16 protein-coding genes are annotated in these 16273 nt (G+C 51.9%); 13 read left to right on the plus strand and 3 right to left on the minus strand.

What is annotated here, in order from left to right; translation table 11 throughout:
• Positions 1–69: 69 nt before the first annotated feature.
• The 13 genes from yhbY to KQI83_RS15290 all read left to right on the plus strand — a co-directional run bounded on the left by yhbY (position 70) and on the right by KQI83_RS15290 (position 12781).
• Positions 70–363, plus strand: coding sequence for a ribosome assembly RNA-binding protein YhbY (gene yhbY / locus KQI83_RS15230; RefSeq protein ID WP_186833004.1), 294 nt, complete (start codon positions 70–72; stop codon positions 361–363).
• Entirely contained in the window at positions 360–956 is a 597-nt protein-coding gene (nadD, locus tag KQI83_RS15235) for a nicotinate (nicotinamide) nucleotide adenylyltransferase (RefSeq protein WP_216559821.1), read from the plus strand. Before yhbY ends, nadD begins: the two co-directional genes overlap by 4 nt.
• Positions 957–1062: 106 nt before the next feature.
• Positions 1063–1623: a bis(5'-nucleosyl)-tetraphosphatase (symmetrical) YqeK gene (gene yqeK / locus KQI83_RS15240; RefSeq protein WP_186833006.1), complete on the plus strand. Its 561-nt coding sequence runs from the start codon at positions 1063–1065 to the stop codon at positions 1621–1623.
• A gap of 80 nt (positions 1624–1703) precedes the next feature.
• Positions 1704–2060, plus strand: a complete 357-nt coding sequence (gene rsfS, locus KQI83_RS15245; RefSeq protein ID WP_186833007.1) for a ribosome silencing factor — start codon at positions 1704–1706, stop codon at positions 2058–2060.
• Between the two features lie 196 nt (positions 2061–2256).
• On the plus strand, positions 2257–4677 hold the full coding sequence (gene leuS, locus KQI83_RS15250; RefSeq protein ID WP_216559824.1) for a leucine--tRNA ligase: 2421 nt from the start codon (positions 2257–2259) through the stop codon (positions 4675–4677).
• 226 nt (positions 4678–4903) lie between these two features.
• Positions 4904–6448 (plus strand): hypothetical protein, encoded by a 1545-nt coding sequence (locus KQI83_RS15255; protein ID WP_216559826.1) that lies wholly within the window; start codon positions 4904–4906, stop codon positions 6446–6448.
• A 212-nt stretch (positions 6449–6660) separates the two neighbouring features.
• The gene (gene rpsU, locus KQI83_RS15260) at positions 6661–6837 is read left to right on the plus strand and encodes a 30S ribosomal protein S21 (RefSeq protein WP_186833010.1); all 177 of its coding nucleotides are present in this window, start codon (positions 6661–6663) and stop codon (positions 6835–6837) included.
• Between the two features lie 141 nt (positions 6838–6978).
• Positions 6979–7560 carry a hypothetical protein gene (locus KQI83_RS15265; protein ID WP_186833011.1) on the plus strand — a complete coding sequence of 194 codons (582 nt, stop codon included), beginning with the start codon at positions 6979–6981 and terminating at the stop codon, positions 7558–7560.
• Positions 7560–8627, plus strand: coding sequence for an aminopeptidase P family protein (locus KQI83_RS15270; RefSeq protein ID WP_216559828.1), 1068 nt, complete (start codon positions 7560–7562; stop codon positions 8625–8627). The genes KQI83_RS15265 and KQI83_RS15270 overlap by 1 nt, the downstream gene beginning before the upstream one ends.
• Positions 8628–9051: 424 nt before the next feature.
• On the plus strand, positions 9052–9609 hold the full coding sequence (gene efp / locus KQI83_RS15275; protein ID WP_186833014.1) for an elongation factor P: 558 nt from the start codon (positions 9052–9054) through the stop codon (positions 9607–9609).
• Positions 9610–9677: 68 nt separating this feature from the next.
• Positions 9678–10166, plus strand: a complete 489-nt coding sequence (locus KQI83_RS15280) for a CD1247 N-terminal domain-containing protein (RefSeq protein ID WP_216559830.1) — start codon at positions 9678–9680, stop codon at positions 10164–10166.
• Positions 10167–10401: 235 nt separating this feature from the next.
• Positions 10402–12081 (plus strand): ABC transporter ATP-binding protein, encoded by a 1680-nt coding sequence (locus tag KQI83_RS15285; protein WP_216559832.1) that lies wholly within the window; start codon positions 10402–10404, stop codon positions 12079–12081.
• Positions 12082–12190: 109 nt separating this feature from the next.
• The gene (locus tag KQI83_RS15290; RefSeq protein ID WP_216559834.1) at positions 12191–12781 is read left to right on the plus strand and encodes a hypothetical protein; all 591 of its coding nucleotides are present in this window, start codon (positions 12191–12193) and stop codon (positions 12779–12781) included.
• A gap of 130 nt (positions 12782–12911) precedes the next feature.
• Here KQI83_RS15290 and KQI83_RS15295 read toward each other — a convergent pair whose 3' ends face one another.
• The 3 genes from KQI83_RS15295 to KQI83_RS15305 all read right to left on the minus strand — a co-directional run.
• Positions 12912–13553 carry a redox-sensing transcriptional repressor Rex gene (locus KQI83_RS15295; RefSeq protein ID WP_216559836.1) on the minus strand — a complete coding sequence of 214 codons (642 nt, stop codon included), beginning with the start codon at positions 13551–13553 and terminating at the stop codon, positions 12912–12914.
• A 13-nt stretch (positions 13554–13566) separates the two neighbouring features.
• A complete protein-coding gene (locus tag KQI83_RS15300; protein ID WP_216559839.1) occupies positions 13567–14781 on the minus strand; it encodes an NADP-dependent isocitrate dehydrogenase in 1215 nt (404 codons plus the stop codon).
• A 162-nt stretch (positions 14782–14943) separates the two neighbouring features.
• On the minus strand, positions 14944–16273 hold a 1330-nt coding region (locus KQI83_RS15305; protein ID WP_216559841.1), incomplete at its 5' end, for an aconitate hydratase.

Raw genomic sequence — 16273 nt, forward strand, 5'->3', positions numbered from 1 at the left:
TATTCGTCGGCAGCGTCAGATGTGTATAAGAGACAGGTGGCAATCTCAACCTTATTCTGGAGGAAAACCATGTTAACCAGTAAACAGCGCGCTCAATTAAGAGCGCTTGCCAACCCGATCGACACCGTTTTGATGGTCGGTAAGGGCGGCTTTTCCGAACAGCTTTATAAAACCGCCGACGAGGCGATCACCGCCCGCGAGCTGATCAAGGGCAAGGTGCTCGAAGCGTGCGAGTATACCTCGCGTGAGGCGGCGGATACCATCGCCGAGCAGATCGGCGCCGACGTGGTGCAGGTGATCGGCTCTAAATTCGTGCTCTATCGCAAAAACAAAAAAGAGCCCAAGATCAAGCTCGTCAAATGAGGCGCGCGATCTACGGGGGCTCATTCAACCCCATCCACAACGACCATATCAAGCTGGCGTTGCAGTTCGCGGAGCAGTTTGAGCTCGATCGAGTGACGCTGATCCCGACGCATTACACGCCGCTCAAGGATAATTCCCATATCGCCGACGGCAAGCACCGTTATCAGATGTGCCTGCTCGCGACAGAAGATGAACCTCTCCTCGAGGTCAGCGATATCGAGCTGCGGCGTGAAGGTCCGAGCTATACCTCCGATACCATCGCGCAGCTGATGAACGACGAGGATTCGCTCTATCTGATCGTCGGCGCGGATATGTACATGACGCTCGACAAGTGGCATGATTGCCGGTTCATCTTCGACCATGTCACGATCCTGGTCGCGCCGCGCGATGAAGTCGATTATGATTCTTTAAACGAAAAATATCTTTTTTATCGGGAGCACTATGACTGCCGCACGCTGATCGCTCATCAGGCGATCGGAGAACTGTCATCGACGCTGATACGTGAGGGGATCGCTTCGGGCGCCGACGTCAGCGGCATGATCCACCCCCGCGTCCTCGAATACATCCAACAGCATGACCTGTACCGCGAATAAAGTCATCATAGGCTCCCTTTGGTAAAGGGAGCTGTCGACGAATGTCGACTGAGGGATTGTATATCTGACCGAGCGACAGCGAGAACCATTCTATTTGAGGTGCATTATGAACATCGATCAATATCTGCCTTATCTTGATAACCTTTCCGAATACCGCCGCGTCCATTCGCTGAACGTCGCCGAAGAAGCCGTGCGCTTTGCAAAGAAGTACGGCGGCGACGTGGAGAAAGCGCGTTTGGCGGGGCTTCTCCACGACGTGACCAAAGAAACGGATAACGAGAAACAGTTGCAAATCATCGCAAACGGTGGTATAATTCTCACCGAGTTGGAGAAACGCTCTCCAAAGCTGTGGCATTCCATCTCCGGCGCGTGCTATGTGCGCGATGTGATCGGGATCGACGATGAGGATATCTTCAATGCGATCCGCTACCATACCACCGGACGCGCGGGTATGAGTCAGCTCGAAAAGCTGATCTTCCTCGCGGACTTCACCTCCGCCGAGCGTGATTATCCCGATATCGATGTGATCCGTGCTCATTCCGAGAATTCTTTGGAGGAAGGCATGATCTACGGCATCAAGTTCACGATCAGCCGCCTGACCGGCAGAGAGGCGCTCATCAGCCCCGACGCCCTCGCGGCATATAATGATATTCTGTTAAATCGGTGAATGGTGAACGGTGAAGGGCGGGCGCTGCCCGCACCCGAATGAAAATTAATAGGAACAAATTCTTGATTTGAGAGGATAATATGAATTCATTACAAGAAGCAAAAGCAATCGCAAAAATATTGGATAACCGCAAGGGTCTGAATGTCCGCGTCATCAAGATCGCCGACATCTCTTCTCTTGCCGATTATATGGTCATCGCGACCGGTAACTCCTCCACCCATGTCAAGTCCCTCGCTGACTACGTCGAGTACGAGATGGACGAGCAGGGCGTATCCGTCAGCCATATCGAGGGTCATCGCTCCGATACATGGATCCTGCTGGATTATGTGGATGTTATCGTGCACGTGTTCAACGAAGAAAGCCGTCAGTATTATGACCTCGACCGTCTCTGGGAGGACGGCGAAGTCATCGATATCTCCGATATCATCACGGAATAAAAAGGCTCCCTTTGGTAAAGGGAGCTGTCTGCGAAGCAGACTGAGGGATTGTATGAATGGAGCAAAGCGACCAACCAAATAAAACGGTCTCTCGCTTGCGCTCGGTCAATGATGCAATCCCTCCACCGCTGATCGCGGTCCCCCTCCCTTTCCCAAAGGGAGGCTATAACGTATCTAACCGTTTGGAGGAATCTATATGAAATACAACCACAAGACAGTCGAGCCTAAGTGGCAGAAAATCTGGGAGGACAAGGGCGTTTTCCATTCCGAGACCAATTCGGACAAGCCTAAGTTCTATTCTTTGATCGAGTTCCCTTATCCCTCGGGTCAGGGACTCCACGTCGGACATCCCCGTCCCTATACCGCGCTGGATACCGTATCCCGCAAGCGCCGTCTGCAGGGCTACAACGTTCTGTATCCCATCGGCTGGGACGCGTTCGGACTGCCCACCGAGAACTACGCGATCAAGAACCATATCCATCCCGAGATCGTTACCAAGAACAATATCGCGCGCTTCAAAAAGCAGATCCGGTCCTTAGGTATCTCCTTTGACTGGAGCCGTGAGATCAATACCACCGATCCCGACTATTACAAGTGGACGCAGTGGATTTTCCTCCAGCTTTTCAAGCATGATCTTGCCTACAAAAAGGAGATGGCGGTTAACTGGTGCACCTCCTGCAAGTGCGTTCTGGCGAACGAAGAGGTCTTGGGTGGCGTATGCGAGCGCTGCGGCAGTGAAGTCGTCCGCCGCGTCAAGAGCCAGTGGATGCTGCGTATCACCAAGTACGCCGACCGCCTGATCGACGATCTCGATCTGGTCGATTATCCCGAGCGCGTCAAGCTCCAGCAGAAGAACTGGATCGGCAGAAGCTACGGCGCTGAGGTCGAGTTCGACACCACCGCGGGCGACAAGCTCGTTGTCTACACCACCCGTCCCGATACGCTCTACGGCGCTACCTACATGGTCGTATCCCCCGAGCATCCCTATATCGAGAAATGGGCGGATCAGCTCAAAAACCTCGACGAGATCAAGGCGTATCAGCATGAGTCCGCCAAGAAGAGCGACTTTGAACGCACTGAGATGAACAAGGACAAGACCGGCGTCAAGCTCGAGGGCGTGACCGCGATCAACCCCGTCAACGGCAGAGAGATCCCGATCTTCATCTCCGACTATGTTCTGATCTCCTACGGTACCGGCGCGATCATGGCGGTACCGGCTCACGATACCCGTGACTGGGAGTTCGCGAAGAAATTCAACCTGCCCATCATCGAGGTCGTCAAGGGCGGCGAGGACGTCCAGAAAGAGGCGTTCACCGACTGCGCGACCGGCATCATGGTCAATTCCGATATCCTCAACGGCTTGTCTGTTGAGGACGCAAAGAAGAAGATCGTCGAAGTCCTCACCGAGAAGGGCATCGGCCATCAAAAGGTCAACTTCAAGCTGCGCGACTGGGTATTCTCCCGTCAGCGCTACTGGGGCGAGCCCATCCCGATCGTCAAGTGCGAAAAGTGCGGCTATGTTCCGATCCCCGAATCTGAGCTGCCGCTCAAGCTCCCGATGGTCGAGAGCTATGAGCCGACCGATACCGGTGAGTCACCCCTTGCCAACATGACCGACTGGGTCGAGACCACCTGTCCGTGCTGCGGCGGCAAGGCGTACCGCGAGACCGACACCATGCCCCAGTGGGCGGGTTCGTCATGGTACTACCTCCGCTATATGGATCCCCATAACAACGAGGCGCTCGCTTCCAAAGAAGCGCTCGGTTACTGGCATCAGGTCGACTGGTACAACGGCGGTATGGAGCACACCACCCTGCATCTGCTCTACTCCCGTTTCTGGCACAAGTTCCTCTATGATATCGGCGTAGTCCCCACTAAGGAGCCCTACGCGAAGCGTACCTCTCACGGCATGATCCTCGGCGCGAACGGCGAGAAAATGAGTAAATCCCGCGGCAACGTCGTCAACCCCGATGATATCGTCAACGAGTACGGCGCCGACACCCTCAGAATGTATGAGATGTTCATCGGCGACTTTGAGAAGGCGGCTCCGTGGAGCACCAACTCCGTGCGAGGCTGCCGCAAGTTCATCGAGCGTTTCTGGAATCTGCAGGATATGCTGATCGACGGCGACACGATCCGTCCCGAGCTCGAGAAGGACTTCCACAAGACCATCAAGAAGGTCGGGGGCGACATCGAGAACATCAAGTTCAATACCGCGATCGCCGCGCTGATGGCGCTGATCAACACCATCTACGCCAACGGCAAGATCAATAAGAAGGAGCTGTCTGTCTTCGCGATCCTGCTCAATCCGTTCGCTCCTCACGTGACCGAAGAGGTCTGGGAGGCGTGCGGTCTGGGCGACGGCATCCTCGCCGAGGCGCAGTGGCCCGAGTATGACGAAAACAAGTGTGTTGACGATACCATCGAGATCGTCGCGCAGGTTAACGGCAAGATCAAGGCGAAGCTCAACATCGCCGCCGACGCCGCGCAGGAGGATGTGCTGGCACAGGCAAAGGCGGAGCAAAAGGTCGCCGACGCGATCAACGGCATGACCATCGTCAAGGAGATCTACATCAAGGGCAGACTGGTCAACATCGTTGTCAAACCGCAGAAATAATTCGAAAGAGGGCTTCATGCCCTCTTTTTTTTGCTGTGTATTATTTGTCGGACATCTTTTTTTTCGAACACCATACTGTTCTATGTTTTAGACAATACTTTTTATAAATATACAATATTTTTTGGATATTCTCTTGACTTTGAATGTTGCAGAGAGTAGAATGATACTGATAAAACAGCATCATCCGGCTGTTTTGTTGAATTTGGTATCTTTGGAGGATAGAACAATGATGAAAAGATTATTCTGTTTGACATTGGTTGCGGTTATGCTGCTAAGCGTTTTTGCATTCAGCTTTTCCGCTGCCGAGGTCAACGATAAAGCTGTAACCGGCGCTGATGTGATCAAGTTTGATAACAGCGTCACAAAATGGACGGGTCCCGTACAGTTCTATATTTATGATCCTGAGGGTGGCACTGAATTGATCCCTTGGGGTTCCAAGAGGCTCAACGGTACGGATGAAGGCAACAACATTTGGTCGAAAGACCTGTCTGATTATGGATTGGAATCCGGTAAGCAGTATTGTATCATCTTTTGTGATGCCTCAACCGGCGCCCAGACCTATGATCTCGTTTTTGATGCTTCCTGTTTCGGCGATACTGCTGTTACAACAAATAATTTGATTGAAAATCCTGTAGACTCTAATAAAAACGCGGGTGAAGCTGTTTGGAAAAACAGTACTCTCGGTCCGCGTCTTCAGGTTACTTCGATCGGTAACGTAGTCGGTCAGACTTGCCTTGCTTCAGAAACACCGTATGATTTGTTTGTCGGATTTCTGGAGAACACTCTCGAAAATGCCCGCACGTATTCCGGTAAGGATGACCAGACTCTTATCGATGATACCGCAGGTGCGTTAGGCTTGTCAAAGAATGACGTTGAAGCGGCGCTTAGTGAAGCCGGTGCTTATACGAATTGGGATTATGATAAATCAAATTTACCCGGTGAAGGCAGCAGCGGTGGCTCCAGCGGTTCCGGCTCGGGTAGTTCCGGCAGCTCCGGCGGTTCAAGCGGCTATTATTCCGATATCTCAGGTAAATGGCACACTTATACTTTTGCTTCTGACCAATTTACAGATGACGAAAAAAAGATATTTTCTTCTGTTATGAAGAGTAATACTAACGTATTATATCTTCCTTCTCAAGTCATTGCGAAGCAAACAGATGATTCAGGTACGTATTATGTGTTTTTGACTTCTGTGACTGAGCTCAAAACTGATGTGGATGCCTTTTTTGATTCCATTAGATGGGAGATCACTACGATTTTTGTAGATAATCAGGGCAACAGTAAATTGTTGAATTCAGCCGCTATAGACCCCGCTGATATCAAAACTACTGATAAAGCGCCTGATGGATGGACAGTTTCGGCAAAAACTCCGAGCGCAGATGATTTGAGTTACTATTCAAGTGACGTTGAACAAGCGTTAACTAACTACAAGGAAATTAAACTCGATTATATTGCTGAGTTGGCAACCCGGATTGTCGATACCGGAATCAATTATCGTTTCCTTTGCTACGGAACAAAAGACGGCAAAACCGATCTTTATGTTGTTGAATTAACTGATGAATTCACAAAAGCTGAGATCACAAAGGTTTCTTTGTTTGACCTGTCATCGTATGCTATTTCTCCGCAACCCGCGGAAAAAGGACCGGATAATTCCGCTAAATCTCCGCAGACCGGAAATACCGACATGGTCATGATGGTAGTTGTATTACTCTTCATCGCGATGTTCGGCGCTTGCGTATCTGTCAAGCAAATTTCGAAGAAGCACGACTGATATTTCTTTAATTGAATTATAACCGGCGCGGGCGGTATTTGCCCGCGCCGGTTTTCAAATGTCTATTCTCCGATTTGTAAAAATTTAACGCTGAATATTGGCAAAATTCTACAAATTGGGGCTTTACCCTTGACACTTCGGGTACATTATTGTATAATCAATGAAGCATTATGCGAATAACCCCTGCCTTTTGGCGGATGGGAGGGAAATATATGTCAGAAGTAAGGCTCAAGGAAAACGAATCCTTAGAGAGCGCTCTGCGCCGCTTCAAAAAGCAGTGTGCGCGCGCCGGCGTCATCGCCGAGGTTCGTAAGAGAGAGGCTTACGAGAAGCCTTCTGTAAAGCGTAAAAAGAAGTCCGAGGCTGCTCGCAAGCGTAAGTACAGATAATCAACAAACGAACGGACAGGTCATCCTGTCCGTTTTTTGTAATGCGGTCATAACGACACGATGCGCGCTTATTTGTGATAGTGTTGATAGAATGATCAATGAGCCGCAGTTTCCGATGAACTTTCACCAAGAGGTGTTACTATGCAAAAGATAATCCAAAAACCGATCCTGATCCTGTTGTGTGCCGTGATGGTGCTGTCAGCCTGTCTGACGGGCTGCAAGTCCAACGAGCCGAATTTCCCGGTCGCGCTGTCCGATACGACCCGCAGTGCCTTTGAACTCTGCACCAAGGGCTACAAGGATACCGAGCTTGATAAGATCTATCAATTCATGCTCGATGATGAGAAGATCAACACCAAGAAGCTGCACGACAAGTACGAGATCCAGTGCCTGAGAAAAGACGATGACGGTTATGCCGTTTATTATATCGGCAACACCAGGATTCTTTTACTCCGCTTCAATGAAAAAGGCGAGTGGGTCAAGAGAGATCGTCTGCACAGCATGTACCGCGTTACCGAGACCCGCGGCAAGTTTGATCTGCTCAAAGAGGGCGATAACGTCACAAAGGTGCAGTCTACCGATCCGGTTGCCTACTTCCCGTTTTTGGTCGATCCCTCCGGCACCGATCTGAGGACCGACCATTATACAGGCGACGGTTACCACACCGTTATTCTGTACGATGACAACTACAATATTTCTTCCATTAACTACGGACTGATCTAATGATGACTGCGATTCAGAGTATACAGGATTTCCTGCCCGATGAAAACACCGCCGCATTGGTGACGAGCGAGGTGAACCGCCGCTATCTCAGCGGGTTCCATTCGTCCGCAGGCGCGATCCTTGTCACGAAAAACCGATCTGTATTGATGCTTGACTTCCGCTATTATGAGGCGGCGACCCGCTGTGTAGAGCCGCCGTTGGAGGTCGTGCGCTTTGTTCGGTTGATCGATGATCTGAATCGCGTTTTTCTTGATTGGAACATCCGATCCGTCTATATCGAGGGCGAGAGTGTGACGGTCGCGCGCTGTCATGAGCTGGAAGAAGCGTTCATCCCCGCTGTCCTCACCGACGGACTGTCCGCCGAGCTGAACCGGATCAGGATGTGCAAGACGGAGCAAGAGGTCGAGAAGATCATCACCGCCCAGCGCATCACCGAACGCGCCTACACCGAGGTGCTCAATATCCTCAAGCCCGGTGTGAGTGAGCGCTATATCGCGATAGAGCTCGAGCATCTGATCAAGCTCTACGGCGGCGAGCGCGTGGCGTTCGATCTGATCTGTGTGACGGGGGAGAATACGTCTTTACCGCACGGTGTGCCGGGGGACAGGATCGTCAGGGACGGCGATTTCTTCACCTTTGATATCGGCGCGGTGTACGAGGGCTACCACAGCGATATGACCCGAACCGTTGCCGTCGGCAGCGCCACCGACGAAATGCGGATGATCTATGAGACCGTCCTGCAGGCGCACCTCAAAGCCCTTCGCGCGATCAAGGCGGGCAATACCGCCGCTGATGTGGATTCCGCCGCGCGCGACCATATCGAGAGCTGCGGCTACGGCGAATACTTCGGTCACAGCACCGGTCACGGCGTCGGGCTGGATATCCATGAAGCCCCCGCCGTCTACAAAACGAACCGTACCGTGCTGCGGGACAACATGGTGATCACCGATGAACCCGGCATCTATCTGCCCGAAAAATTCGGCGTACGTATCGAGGATATGGTGCTGGTGAAAGGCGATACTCCCGTTGACCTCGCTCAGATCTCCAAGGAGTTTACTGTGATTTAGCGGCTGTTCCGATGCGGCGATCGCCCTAAAAGGCTCCCTTTGGTAAAGGTACCCCCGTTGGGGGAATGTCCGGAGGACAAGGGGGGAGCCGCTTCCGGCGAGGAGGCTCCCGCCAAAAGGCAGGTGAGGAATTGTATCTGTGTTTGAGCGTGTTGCAACACGCGAGTGACCTATTTACAATATAATTCTTTGAAAGTATTGACTTTTTCCGTACTTTGCCTGTATAATAATTAAGTTAAGGTTCGTCATGATCCTTTGTCATTGCGAAGGCGAAGCCTGTGGCAATCTCGACATTCATTGTCATTGCGAAGGCGAAGCCTGTGGCAATCTCGACATTCATTGTCATTGCGAAGGCGAAGCCTGTGGCAATCTCAACCGATCATGACACAAGACTGTTCAAATTAGACATTAGGAGGAAATGATTATGATTTCTGCCGGCGATTTCAGAAACGGCGTAACATTTGAAATGGATGGACAGGTTGTTTCCATCATCGAGTTCCAGCACGTAAAGCCCGGTAAGGGTGCCGCTTTTGTCAGAACCAAGATCCGCAACGTGATTACCGGCGCGGTTGTTGAAAAGACCTTCAACCCCAACGATAAGTACCCCACCGCTTTCATTGACAGAAAGGATATGGAGTACAGCTACAACGACGGCGATCTTTACTACTTTATGGATACCGAGACATGGGAGCAGATCCCGATCAACGCTTCTATCCTCGGCGACAGCTTCAAGTTCGTCAAAGAGAACATGGTATGCAAGGTACTGTCCTACAAGGGCAACGTATTCGGCGTAGAGCCGCCCAACTTTGTCGAGCTCCAGGTCACCCAGACCGATCCCGGCTTTGCCGGCAACACCGCTACCAACGCGACCAAGCCCGCTACCCTTGAGACCGGCGCTGAGATCAAGGTTCCGCTCTTCATCGAGGAAGGCGAAATGATCCAGATCGATACCCGTACCGGCGAGTATCTGGGCAGAGCGTAAGGCATCATTTGTCATTGCGAGGTTCTTTAGAACCGTGGCAATCTCAACCGATAACAAGGAGAACACCAATGAATCTGACTGAAAGAATCGCTTATATCCGCGGTCTTGCCGACGGATTAAAGCTCGATGAAAACCGCGACGAGGTCAAGGTCATCAAAGCGATGATCGATCTTCTCGAGGATATGGCATACGACGTAGTCGAGATGGAAGAGGTCGTGGACGAGGTCTGCAACCAGGTCGATGAGATCGACGAGGATCTCGCCGAGGTCGAAGAAGATATCTACGGCGACGGCGGTTATGTGTCCTACGACAAGGATATCGACGAGTTCAGCGACGACGAGGCGTATTATGAGGTCACCTGCCCCGCGTGTGACAAGACGACTATCGTCGACGAGGACGCGCTGATCGAGGGCGGTCTTGACTGTCCCTACTGCGGCGCTGAGATCGAGTTCGACTTCTCCGAGCTCAACGAGGATATCGACGCGCTCGAAGAAGCGGACAAAAAGGCTGATACAAAAGCCGAAGACAAGGCAGAGGACAAAGCGGAAGAGAAATAATCCGTTTGCCCTTTCTCACTTGCCGATCTGATTCAATCAACATAGGCGGTACGACCCCGGTCGTGCCGCCTTCATTATTGTCATTGCGAGGCTCAAAGAGCCGTGGCAGTAGCTCTCGACCAATCAGCGTTCGCGTTACCGCTCCGCTTCTTGGGAGAGCCTTGCATGGGTGCTGTAGCCAAAATCAAGATTTTGACAGCACCTCACAATCTCAACCTAATTTTCGGAGGGACTTGTGTCCAAAAAACATAAAAGCGCCTTGAGCTGGATCATTCGCAGCTCAAGGCCTCAGTTTATCAATATCATATTATTGGCGATCGTCTACGGCGTGAACGCGTTCATCGGCGTGTATAACACCGAATACGCGCGCGAGTTGGTCGACGCGGCTGTCAACGGCGCGAAGGGCGGATCGTTCGACGAGGTGATCCGCTACGGCTTGCTCTATTTCGGTGTGACGGTGATTCAGATCATCACGCTGATTCTGGCGCGTGATTTTGGCTTCAAGGTCAGCGCGCGTCTGGATATGAGTATGAAATCCGACCTCTTCTACACGATGATGATGAAGGAGTACGGTGATATCTCAAAGTATCATTCCGGCGAATTGATGAACCTCTTGACTAACGATATCAACGTCGTTACGTCCGCGATTGTTTCTATCATCCCGAGTCTGGTGTTCTTTATCGTCAAGATCATCGGTATCTTCGTCGTACTGATACGCATCGACTTCATTTTCGCGCTGGTATTTGTGATCGGCGGCGCTCTCGTGTTCCTGATATCGACGCTGTTCAAGCCAATGACCAAGAGAATGCACAAGAATGTGCAGGAGAAAGAGGGCAAGGTGCGATCCTTTATGCAGGAGGGGCTCAGCTCGCTTTTGATGATCAAGACCTTTGACGCGCAGGAAAAGATGAGGGATTCCGCCTATGAACTGCAGGAGGAATCCTATCGCGCCCAGCGCAAGCGTAATATCTTCTCCATCATCACCGGCACCGGCATGAGCGCGGTGTTCTCCTTCGCGTTTGTATGGGGACTCGGTTGGGGCGCGTATAATCTCTTCTACGGGCTGATCTCGTATGGTGTTCTGATGCAGATCACTACGCTGATCGGTCAGATCCGCACCCCGATCCAGGGCATGGCGAATATCTTTCCGACCTACTTCAACGCATTGGCGTCCGCCGAGAGGATCATGGAGATCGAGAATATGCCGGATGAGCAGATCCTGCACAGTGATGTGGACACGGCGCAGGTCTATCGTGATATGAAGTCGATCTGCTTCGATGATATCAGCTTCTCCTTTGACCGGGATATCGTTCTGGACAGCACCTCGCTGACCATCGATAAGTATGAGTTTGTCGCGATAGAGGGTATCTCCGGTATCGGCAAGAGCACCTTGATGAAGCTGCTGCTGAGCGTGTATCAGCCGAAATCCGGTGAGATCTATATCAAAACCGAGAATGATAAGCTCATTATGGATAAAAGCCTGAGAAAGCTCTTTTCCTATGTGCCGCAGGGCAATTTCCTGCTGTCCGGTACACTGCGCGAGAATATCGCTTTTGTAGCGCCCGACGCGACGGATGACGATATCATGGAGGCGGCACGGATCGCCTGCGCGCAGGAGTTCATCGCCGAGCTGCCGCAGGGACTCGATACCGTGATCTCAGAGCATGGCGGAGGACTGAGTGAGGGACAGGTACAGCGTGTGGCGATCGCGCGCGCTATTCTGACCGGTGCGCCGATCATCCTGCTGGATGAGGCGACGTCAGCGTTGGATGAGCAGACAGAGCTTGATCTGCTGCGTAATTTGAGAGAATTGAAGAATAAGACTTGTATCCTTATTTCACATAAAAAAGCCGCCGAGCGCTTCTGCGACAAGACGGTGACGATAGAGAATAAAAAAATCAAGATCCACGAATAGCTTGTTTCTTGTGTGCAAAGTACACAAATACACGAATGATTTTTTGGATTGCTATTCAGTTTATCCCGTGTTATGATAATAGCAAATAAACTGTAAGGAGAGATACGGAATGAAAAGATGGATCGCGGTCTTATTAGCAGCTGTGTTGGTATGTGCTCTTGCGGCATGCGGCAGTAAAAAACCGAACAACACCAATAATAACAACAATAATAGCAGCAGTTCCTCTTCTGTTGCTCCCACTACGGCTCCCCAACCGACGGAATCTCCGGATAAAGAAGTTGTCTTCGGTGATATGAAAATCACCCTTCCCAAGGAGTTCGTCGATAATAAAGCCTTGATCCCGAGTGACTCTGACATAAAGTGTTATTACACAAATATGCAAGAGGAGTTGGCTTTTGCCGCGCTTAATGAGGAAAAAAGCGATTTTGCGAAGACCAAAGTGCAATCTCTTGATGATTATCTGGAGGTTCAGCATGCCAACTCGAAGGGCTCGGTAACAAGTGAGATCAAAGAAGATAACGGTCTTAAATACTTTGACTATGAAGCTGAGGGTACCAACGGCACAATATACAAGTATTTTTCAACAGCATTTGAAAGTGATGATTACTACTGGTTTGTCCAGTTCTACACTTCAAAAGAACAGTATTCGAAATATGAGTCGAAGTTCCTCCAATGGAGCCGCACCGTAACCGAAGCATAATAATAATTTTACAAAAACAGACAGCCGGCGCTGAACTCAACTGAGATCAGCGCCGGCTTTAAACGTTTATGATGTTTTCTTGCGAAGTCCTTGCATACGCGTATTCCTCGTGTGTCAGGACCGTAGTGTTTTAACCGATTTGATTCTTTTCGGTGATTCTGTAACACAGGGTCATCAAGCTGTCGCTGAGGTGTACATTCTCGACAGTGGCGTCCAGATACTTTTTGGAAATATCATAATGACTGAAATTCCAGTAGCTGCGAATACCGCAGGCATAGAGCTTGTCGATGATCTTTTCCACAGCCTCCTTCGGCATTGTCAGGATTGCGGTGTCGATCTGATTCTCTTTGACATAGTCTTCGATCTTATCATCCGACATCACTTCGATCCCGCGCAGTGAGGTACCGACCAGCTTTTCGTCCTTCTCGAAGATCGCGGTCAGCTTGAATCCGAGCTTTTCAAAGCTCAGGTGCGTCGCGATCGCCTTGCCGAGATTGCCCGCGCCGATCAGGATCATGTTGTGCTGCTGCTCCAGGCCGAGGATCTTGCCGATCTCCGTGCGAAGTCCCGCAACGGAATAGCCGTAGCCCTGCTGTCCGAATCCGCCGAAGCAGTTCAGATCCTGACGGATCTGTGACGCGGTGGAATTCATCATAGCAGCGAGCTTGGTAGAAGAGATCTTCTCGATGCCCTCTGAGTCGAGCTCGGAGAGGTAACGGTAATAGCGGGGCAGTCGTCTGATGACCTGTATGGAAACGCCTTCTTTTGGCATAGGTGCTTACTCCTTACGCAACGATTTCAGTCAATTTGTCGTGGATCGCGTCGAGGAACTCCTCGGTGTTGACCTTCTTCTTGTTCTCGAGGGTACTCAGCAGATAGAGGTCACCGGTCATGATACCGCTCTCGATGGTATCGATGGTGGCTTTTTCCAGCTTGTCGGCAAAATCGACCAGCTCGGGGATCTCGTCCAGCTCACCGCGCTTTCTCAGCGCGCCCGACCACGCGAAGATGGTGGCGACAGAGTTGGTGGAGGTCTCCTCACCCTTGAGATGCTTGTAGTAATGACGCTGTACGGTACCGTGAGCCGCCTCATATTCATAGACGCCGGTGGGGGATACCAGAACGCTGGTCATCATCGCCAGAGAGCCGAACGCGGTAGCGATCATATCGCTCATCACGTCGCCGTCATAGTTCTTGCAAGCCCAGATATAGCCGCCGTCGGAGCGTACTACACGCGCGACAGCGTCGTCGATCAGGGTGTAGAAGTATTCGATACCGGCTTCATCGAACTTCGCCTTGTATTCATTCTCGAATATCTCCGCGAAAATATCCTTGAAGGTGTGATCGTATTTTTTGGAGATGGTATCCTTGGTCGCGAACCATACATCCTTCTTCTGATCGAGCGCGTAGTTGAAGCAGGCTCTCGCGAAGGACGCGATGGAGTTGTCGAGGTTGTGCATACCCTGGATGATACCGTCGCTGTTGTCAAAGCTGTGGATCAGCTGACGGCTCTCATTGCCGTCTTTATCGGTCACACAAAGCTCCGCCTTGGAACCCTCTTTGACGATCATCTCGGTGTTCTTGTAAACGTCGCCGTAAGCATGACGGGCGATGCAGATGGGCTTTGTCCATGTGGGGATGTAGGGGGTGATGCCCTTGACGAGGATCGGCTGGCGGAAAACGGTACCGTCGAGGATCGCACGGATCGTGCCGTTGGGGCTCTTCCACATCTCCTTGAGGTTGTATTCATCCATACGCGCGGCGTTCGGAGTAATGGTGGCGCACTTGACCGCTACGCCGTATTTCTTTGTCGCCTCTGCGGAGTCAACAGTGATCTGATCGTCGGTCGCGTTGCGCTTCTCAAGACCCAGATCATAGTATTCGCTCTTCAGGTCAACAAAGGGGAGAATGAGTTTATCCTTTAACATTTGCCAGATGACTCTGGTCATCTCGTCGCCGTCCATCTCGACGAGCGGTGTTTTCATTTGAATCGTAGCCATGATTGCCTCCGTATCAATCTTTATCTTATTTGAGGCCCCCTTTCCTAAGGGGGCTGTCGCGGACACCCATGTCCGGCGACTGGGGGTTGCTGTGCAGTGCTTTATGTCATTACGTCAACCCTCCGGTGCTTCGCACCACCTCCCTTAGAAAAGGGAGGCTTATTATTTCATCATCGTGTAATTGAGCAGACCGCCCGCGAGGATGATATCCTTCTGGCGCTCGGTCAACGCGCATTTGGTGTTGATCTCAACATTCTTCGTCTTGTTGATGATGGTGATGCCGTTGCCTGCCGCGATCTGATCACGGATATTCTCGATATAGAGATTATCGCCGAGATCGATGTTGTTGTAATCGTTTTCATCCGCGAATTCCAGCGGGAGGATACCCGCGTTGATCAGGTTCGCTCTGTGGATACGCGCGAAGCTCTTGACCAGTACCGCCTTAACGCCGAGGTACAGCGGAGCGAGAGCCGCGTGCTCACGGGATGAGCCCTGACCGTAGTTGGAGCCGCCGACGATGATCGAGGAGCCCAGCGCCTTGGCGCGGGTCGGGAACTCGGTATCGCATACGGTGAAGCAGTGCTCGGAGATCGCGGGGATATTGGAGCGCAGGGGCAGGATCTTCGCGCCCGCGGGCATGATGTGATCGGTGGTGATGTTGTCCTCGACCTTCAAGGAGCAGGAAGCGCTGATATCCTGAGCCATCCCGGAGGTCTTGGGGAATTCCTTGATATTCGGGCCGCGCAGTACCTCGACCTTGTCCATCTCGTCAACGGACGCGGGCTCGATGACCATGTTGTCGTTGATCAGGAAGTGCTCGGGCATATCGACCTTGTAGCCGTCCGCGTATGCTCTCGGGTCGGTCATAACACCGGTCAGTGCGGAGACCGCCGCTACCTCGGGAGATACCAGATAGATCTCAGCGTCCTTGGTTCCGCTTCTGCCGAGGAAGTTGCGGTTGAAGGTTCTCAGAGAAACGCCCTTGGAGTTCGGGGACTGACCCATGCCGATGCAGGGGCCGCACGCGCTCTCGAGGATCCTCGCGCCCGCGTCGATCAGATCGGACAGCGCGCCGTTCTGCGCGAGCATATTGAGCACCTGCTTGGAGCCGGGCGCGATCGCGAGAGATACGCCGTCGGCAACCGTCTTGCCCTTCAGGATATGCGCGACCTTCATCAGATCGGCGTAGCTGGAGTTGGTGCAGGAGCCGATACAAACCTGATCGACCTTCATACCCGCCAGTTCTTCAACGCTCTTGACAGCGTCGGGGGAGTGGGGGCAAGCCGCCAGAGGCGCCAGCTCGGAAAGGTTGATCACGATGTGCTCGTCATAAACCGCGTCGTCGTCAGCCTTCAGCTCGGTATATGCGTCCGCTCTGTCCTGAGCCTTCAGGAATTCAAGCGTGTTTTCGTCAGAGGGGAAGATCGAGGTGGTCGCGCCCAGCTCCGCGCCCATGTTGGTGATGGTCGCTCTCTGCGGGACGCTCAGTGTC

Source organism: Roseburia sp. MSJ-14 (assembly GCF_018918225.1).
Taxonomy (GTDB): domain Bacteria; phylum Bacillota; class Clostridia; order Lachnospirales; family Lachnospiraceae; genus Petralouisia.

What these genes read in the sequence shown, in the direction of transcription:
- yhbY (WP_186833004.1), top strand. Translation starts at nt 70, where the DNA reads ATGTTAACCAGTAAACAGCGCGCTCAATTAAGAGCGCTTGCCAACCCG.
- nadD (WP_216559821.1), top strand. Translation starts at nt 360, where the DNA reads ATGAGGCGCGCGATCTACGGGGGCTCATTCAACCCCATCCACAACGAC.
- yqeK (WP_186833006.1), top strand. Translation starts at nt 1,063, where the DNA reads ATGAACATCGATCAATATCTGCCTTATCTTGATAACCTTTCCGAATAC.
- rsfS (WP_186833007.1), top strand. Translation starts at nt 1,704, where the DNA reads ATGAATTCATTACAAGAAGCAAAAGCAATCGCAAAAATATTGGATAAC.
- leuS (WP_216559824.1), top strand. Translation starts at nt 2,257, where the DNA reads ATGAAATACAACCACAAGACAGTCGAGCCTAAGTGGCAGAAAATCTGG.
- KQI83_RS15255 (WP_216559826.1), top strand. Translation starts at nt 4,904, where the DNA reads ATGATGAAAAGATTATTCTGTTTGACATTGGTTGCGGTTATGCTGCTA.
- rpsU (WP_186833010.1), top strand. Translation starts at nt 6,661, where the DNA reads ATGTCAGAAGTAAGGCTCAAGGAAAACGAATCCTTAGAGAGCGCTCTG.
- KQI83_RS15265 (WP_186833011.1), top strand. Translation starts at nt 6,979, where the DNA reads ATGCAAAAGATAATCCAAAAACCGATCCTGATCCTGTTGTGTGCCGTG.
- KQI83_RS15270 (WP_216559828.1), top strand. Translation starts at nt 7,560, where the DNA reads ATGATGACTGCGATTCAGAGTATACAGGATTTCCTGCCCGATGAAAAC.
- efp (WP_186833014.1), top strand. Translation starts at nt 9,052, where the DNA reads ATGATTTCTGCCGGCGATTTCAGAAACGGCGTAACATTTGAAATGGAT.
- KQI83_RS15280 (WP_216559830.1), top strand. Translation starts at nt 9,678, where the DNA reads ATGAATCTGACTGAAAGAATCGCTTATATCCGCGGTCTTGCCGACGGA.
- KQI83_RS15290 (WP_216559834.1), top strand. Translation starts at nt 12,191, where the DNA reads ATGAAAAGATGGATCGCGGTCTTATTAGCAGCTGTGTTGGTATGTGCT.
- KQI83_RS15295 (WP_216559836.1), bottom strand. Translation starts at nt 13,553, where the DNA reads ATGCCAAAAGAAGGCGTTTCCATACAGGTCATCAGACGACTGCCCCGC.
- KQI83_RS15300 (WP_216559839.1), bottom strand. Translation starts at nt 14,781, where the DNA reads ATGGCTACGATTCAAATGAAAACACCGCTCGTCGAGATGGACGGCGAC.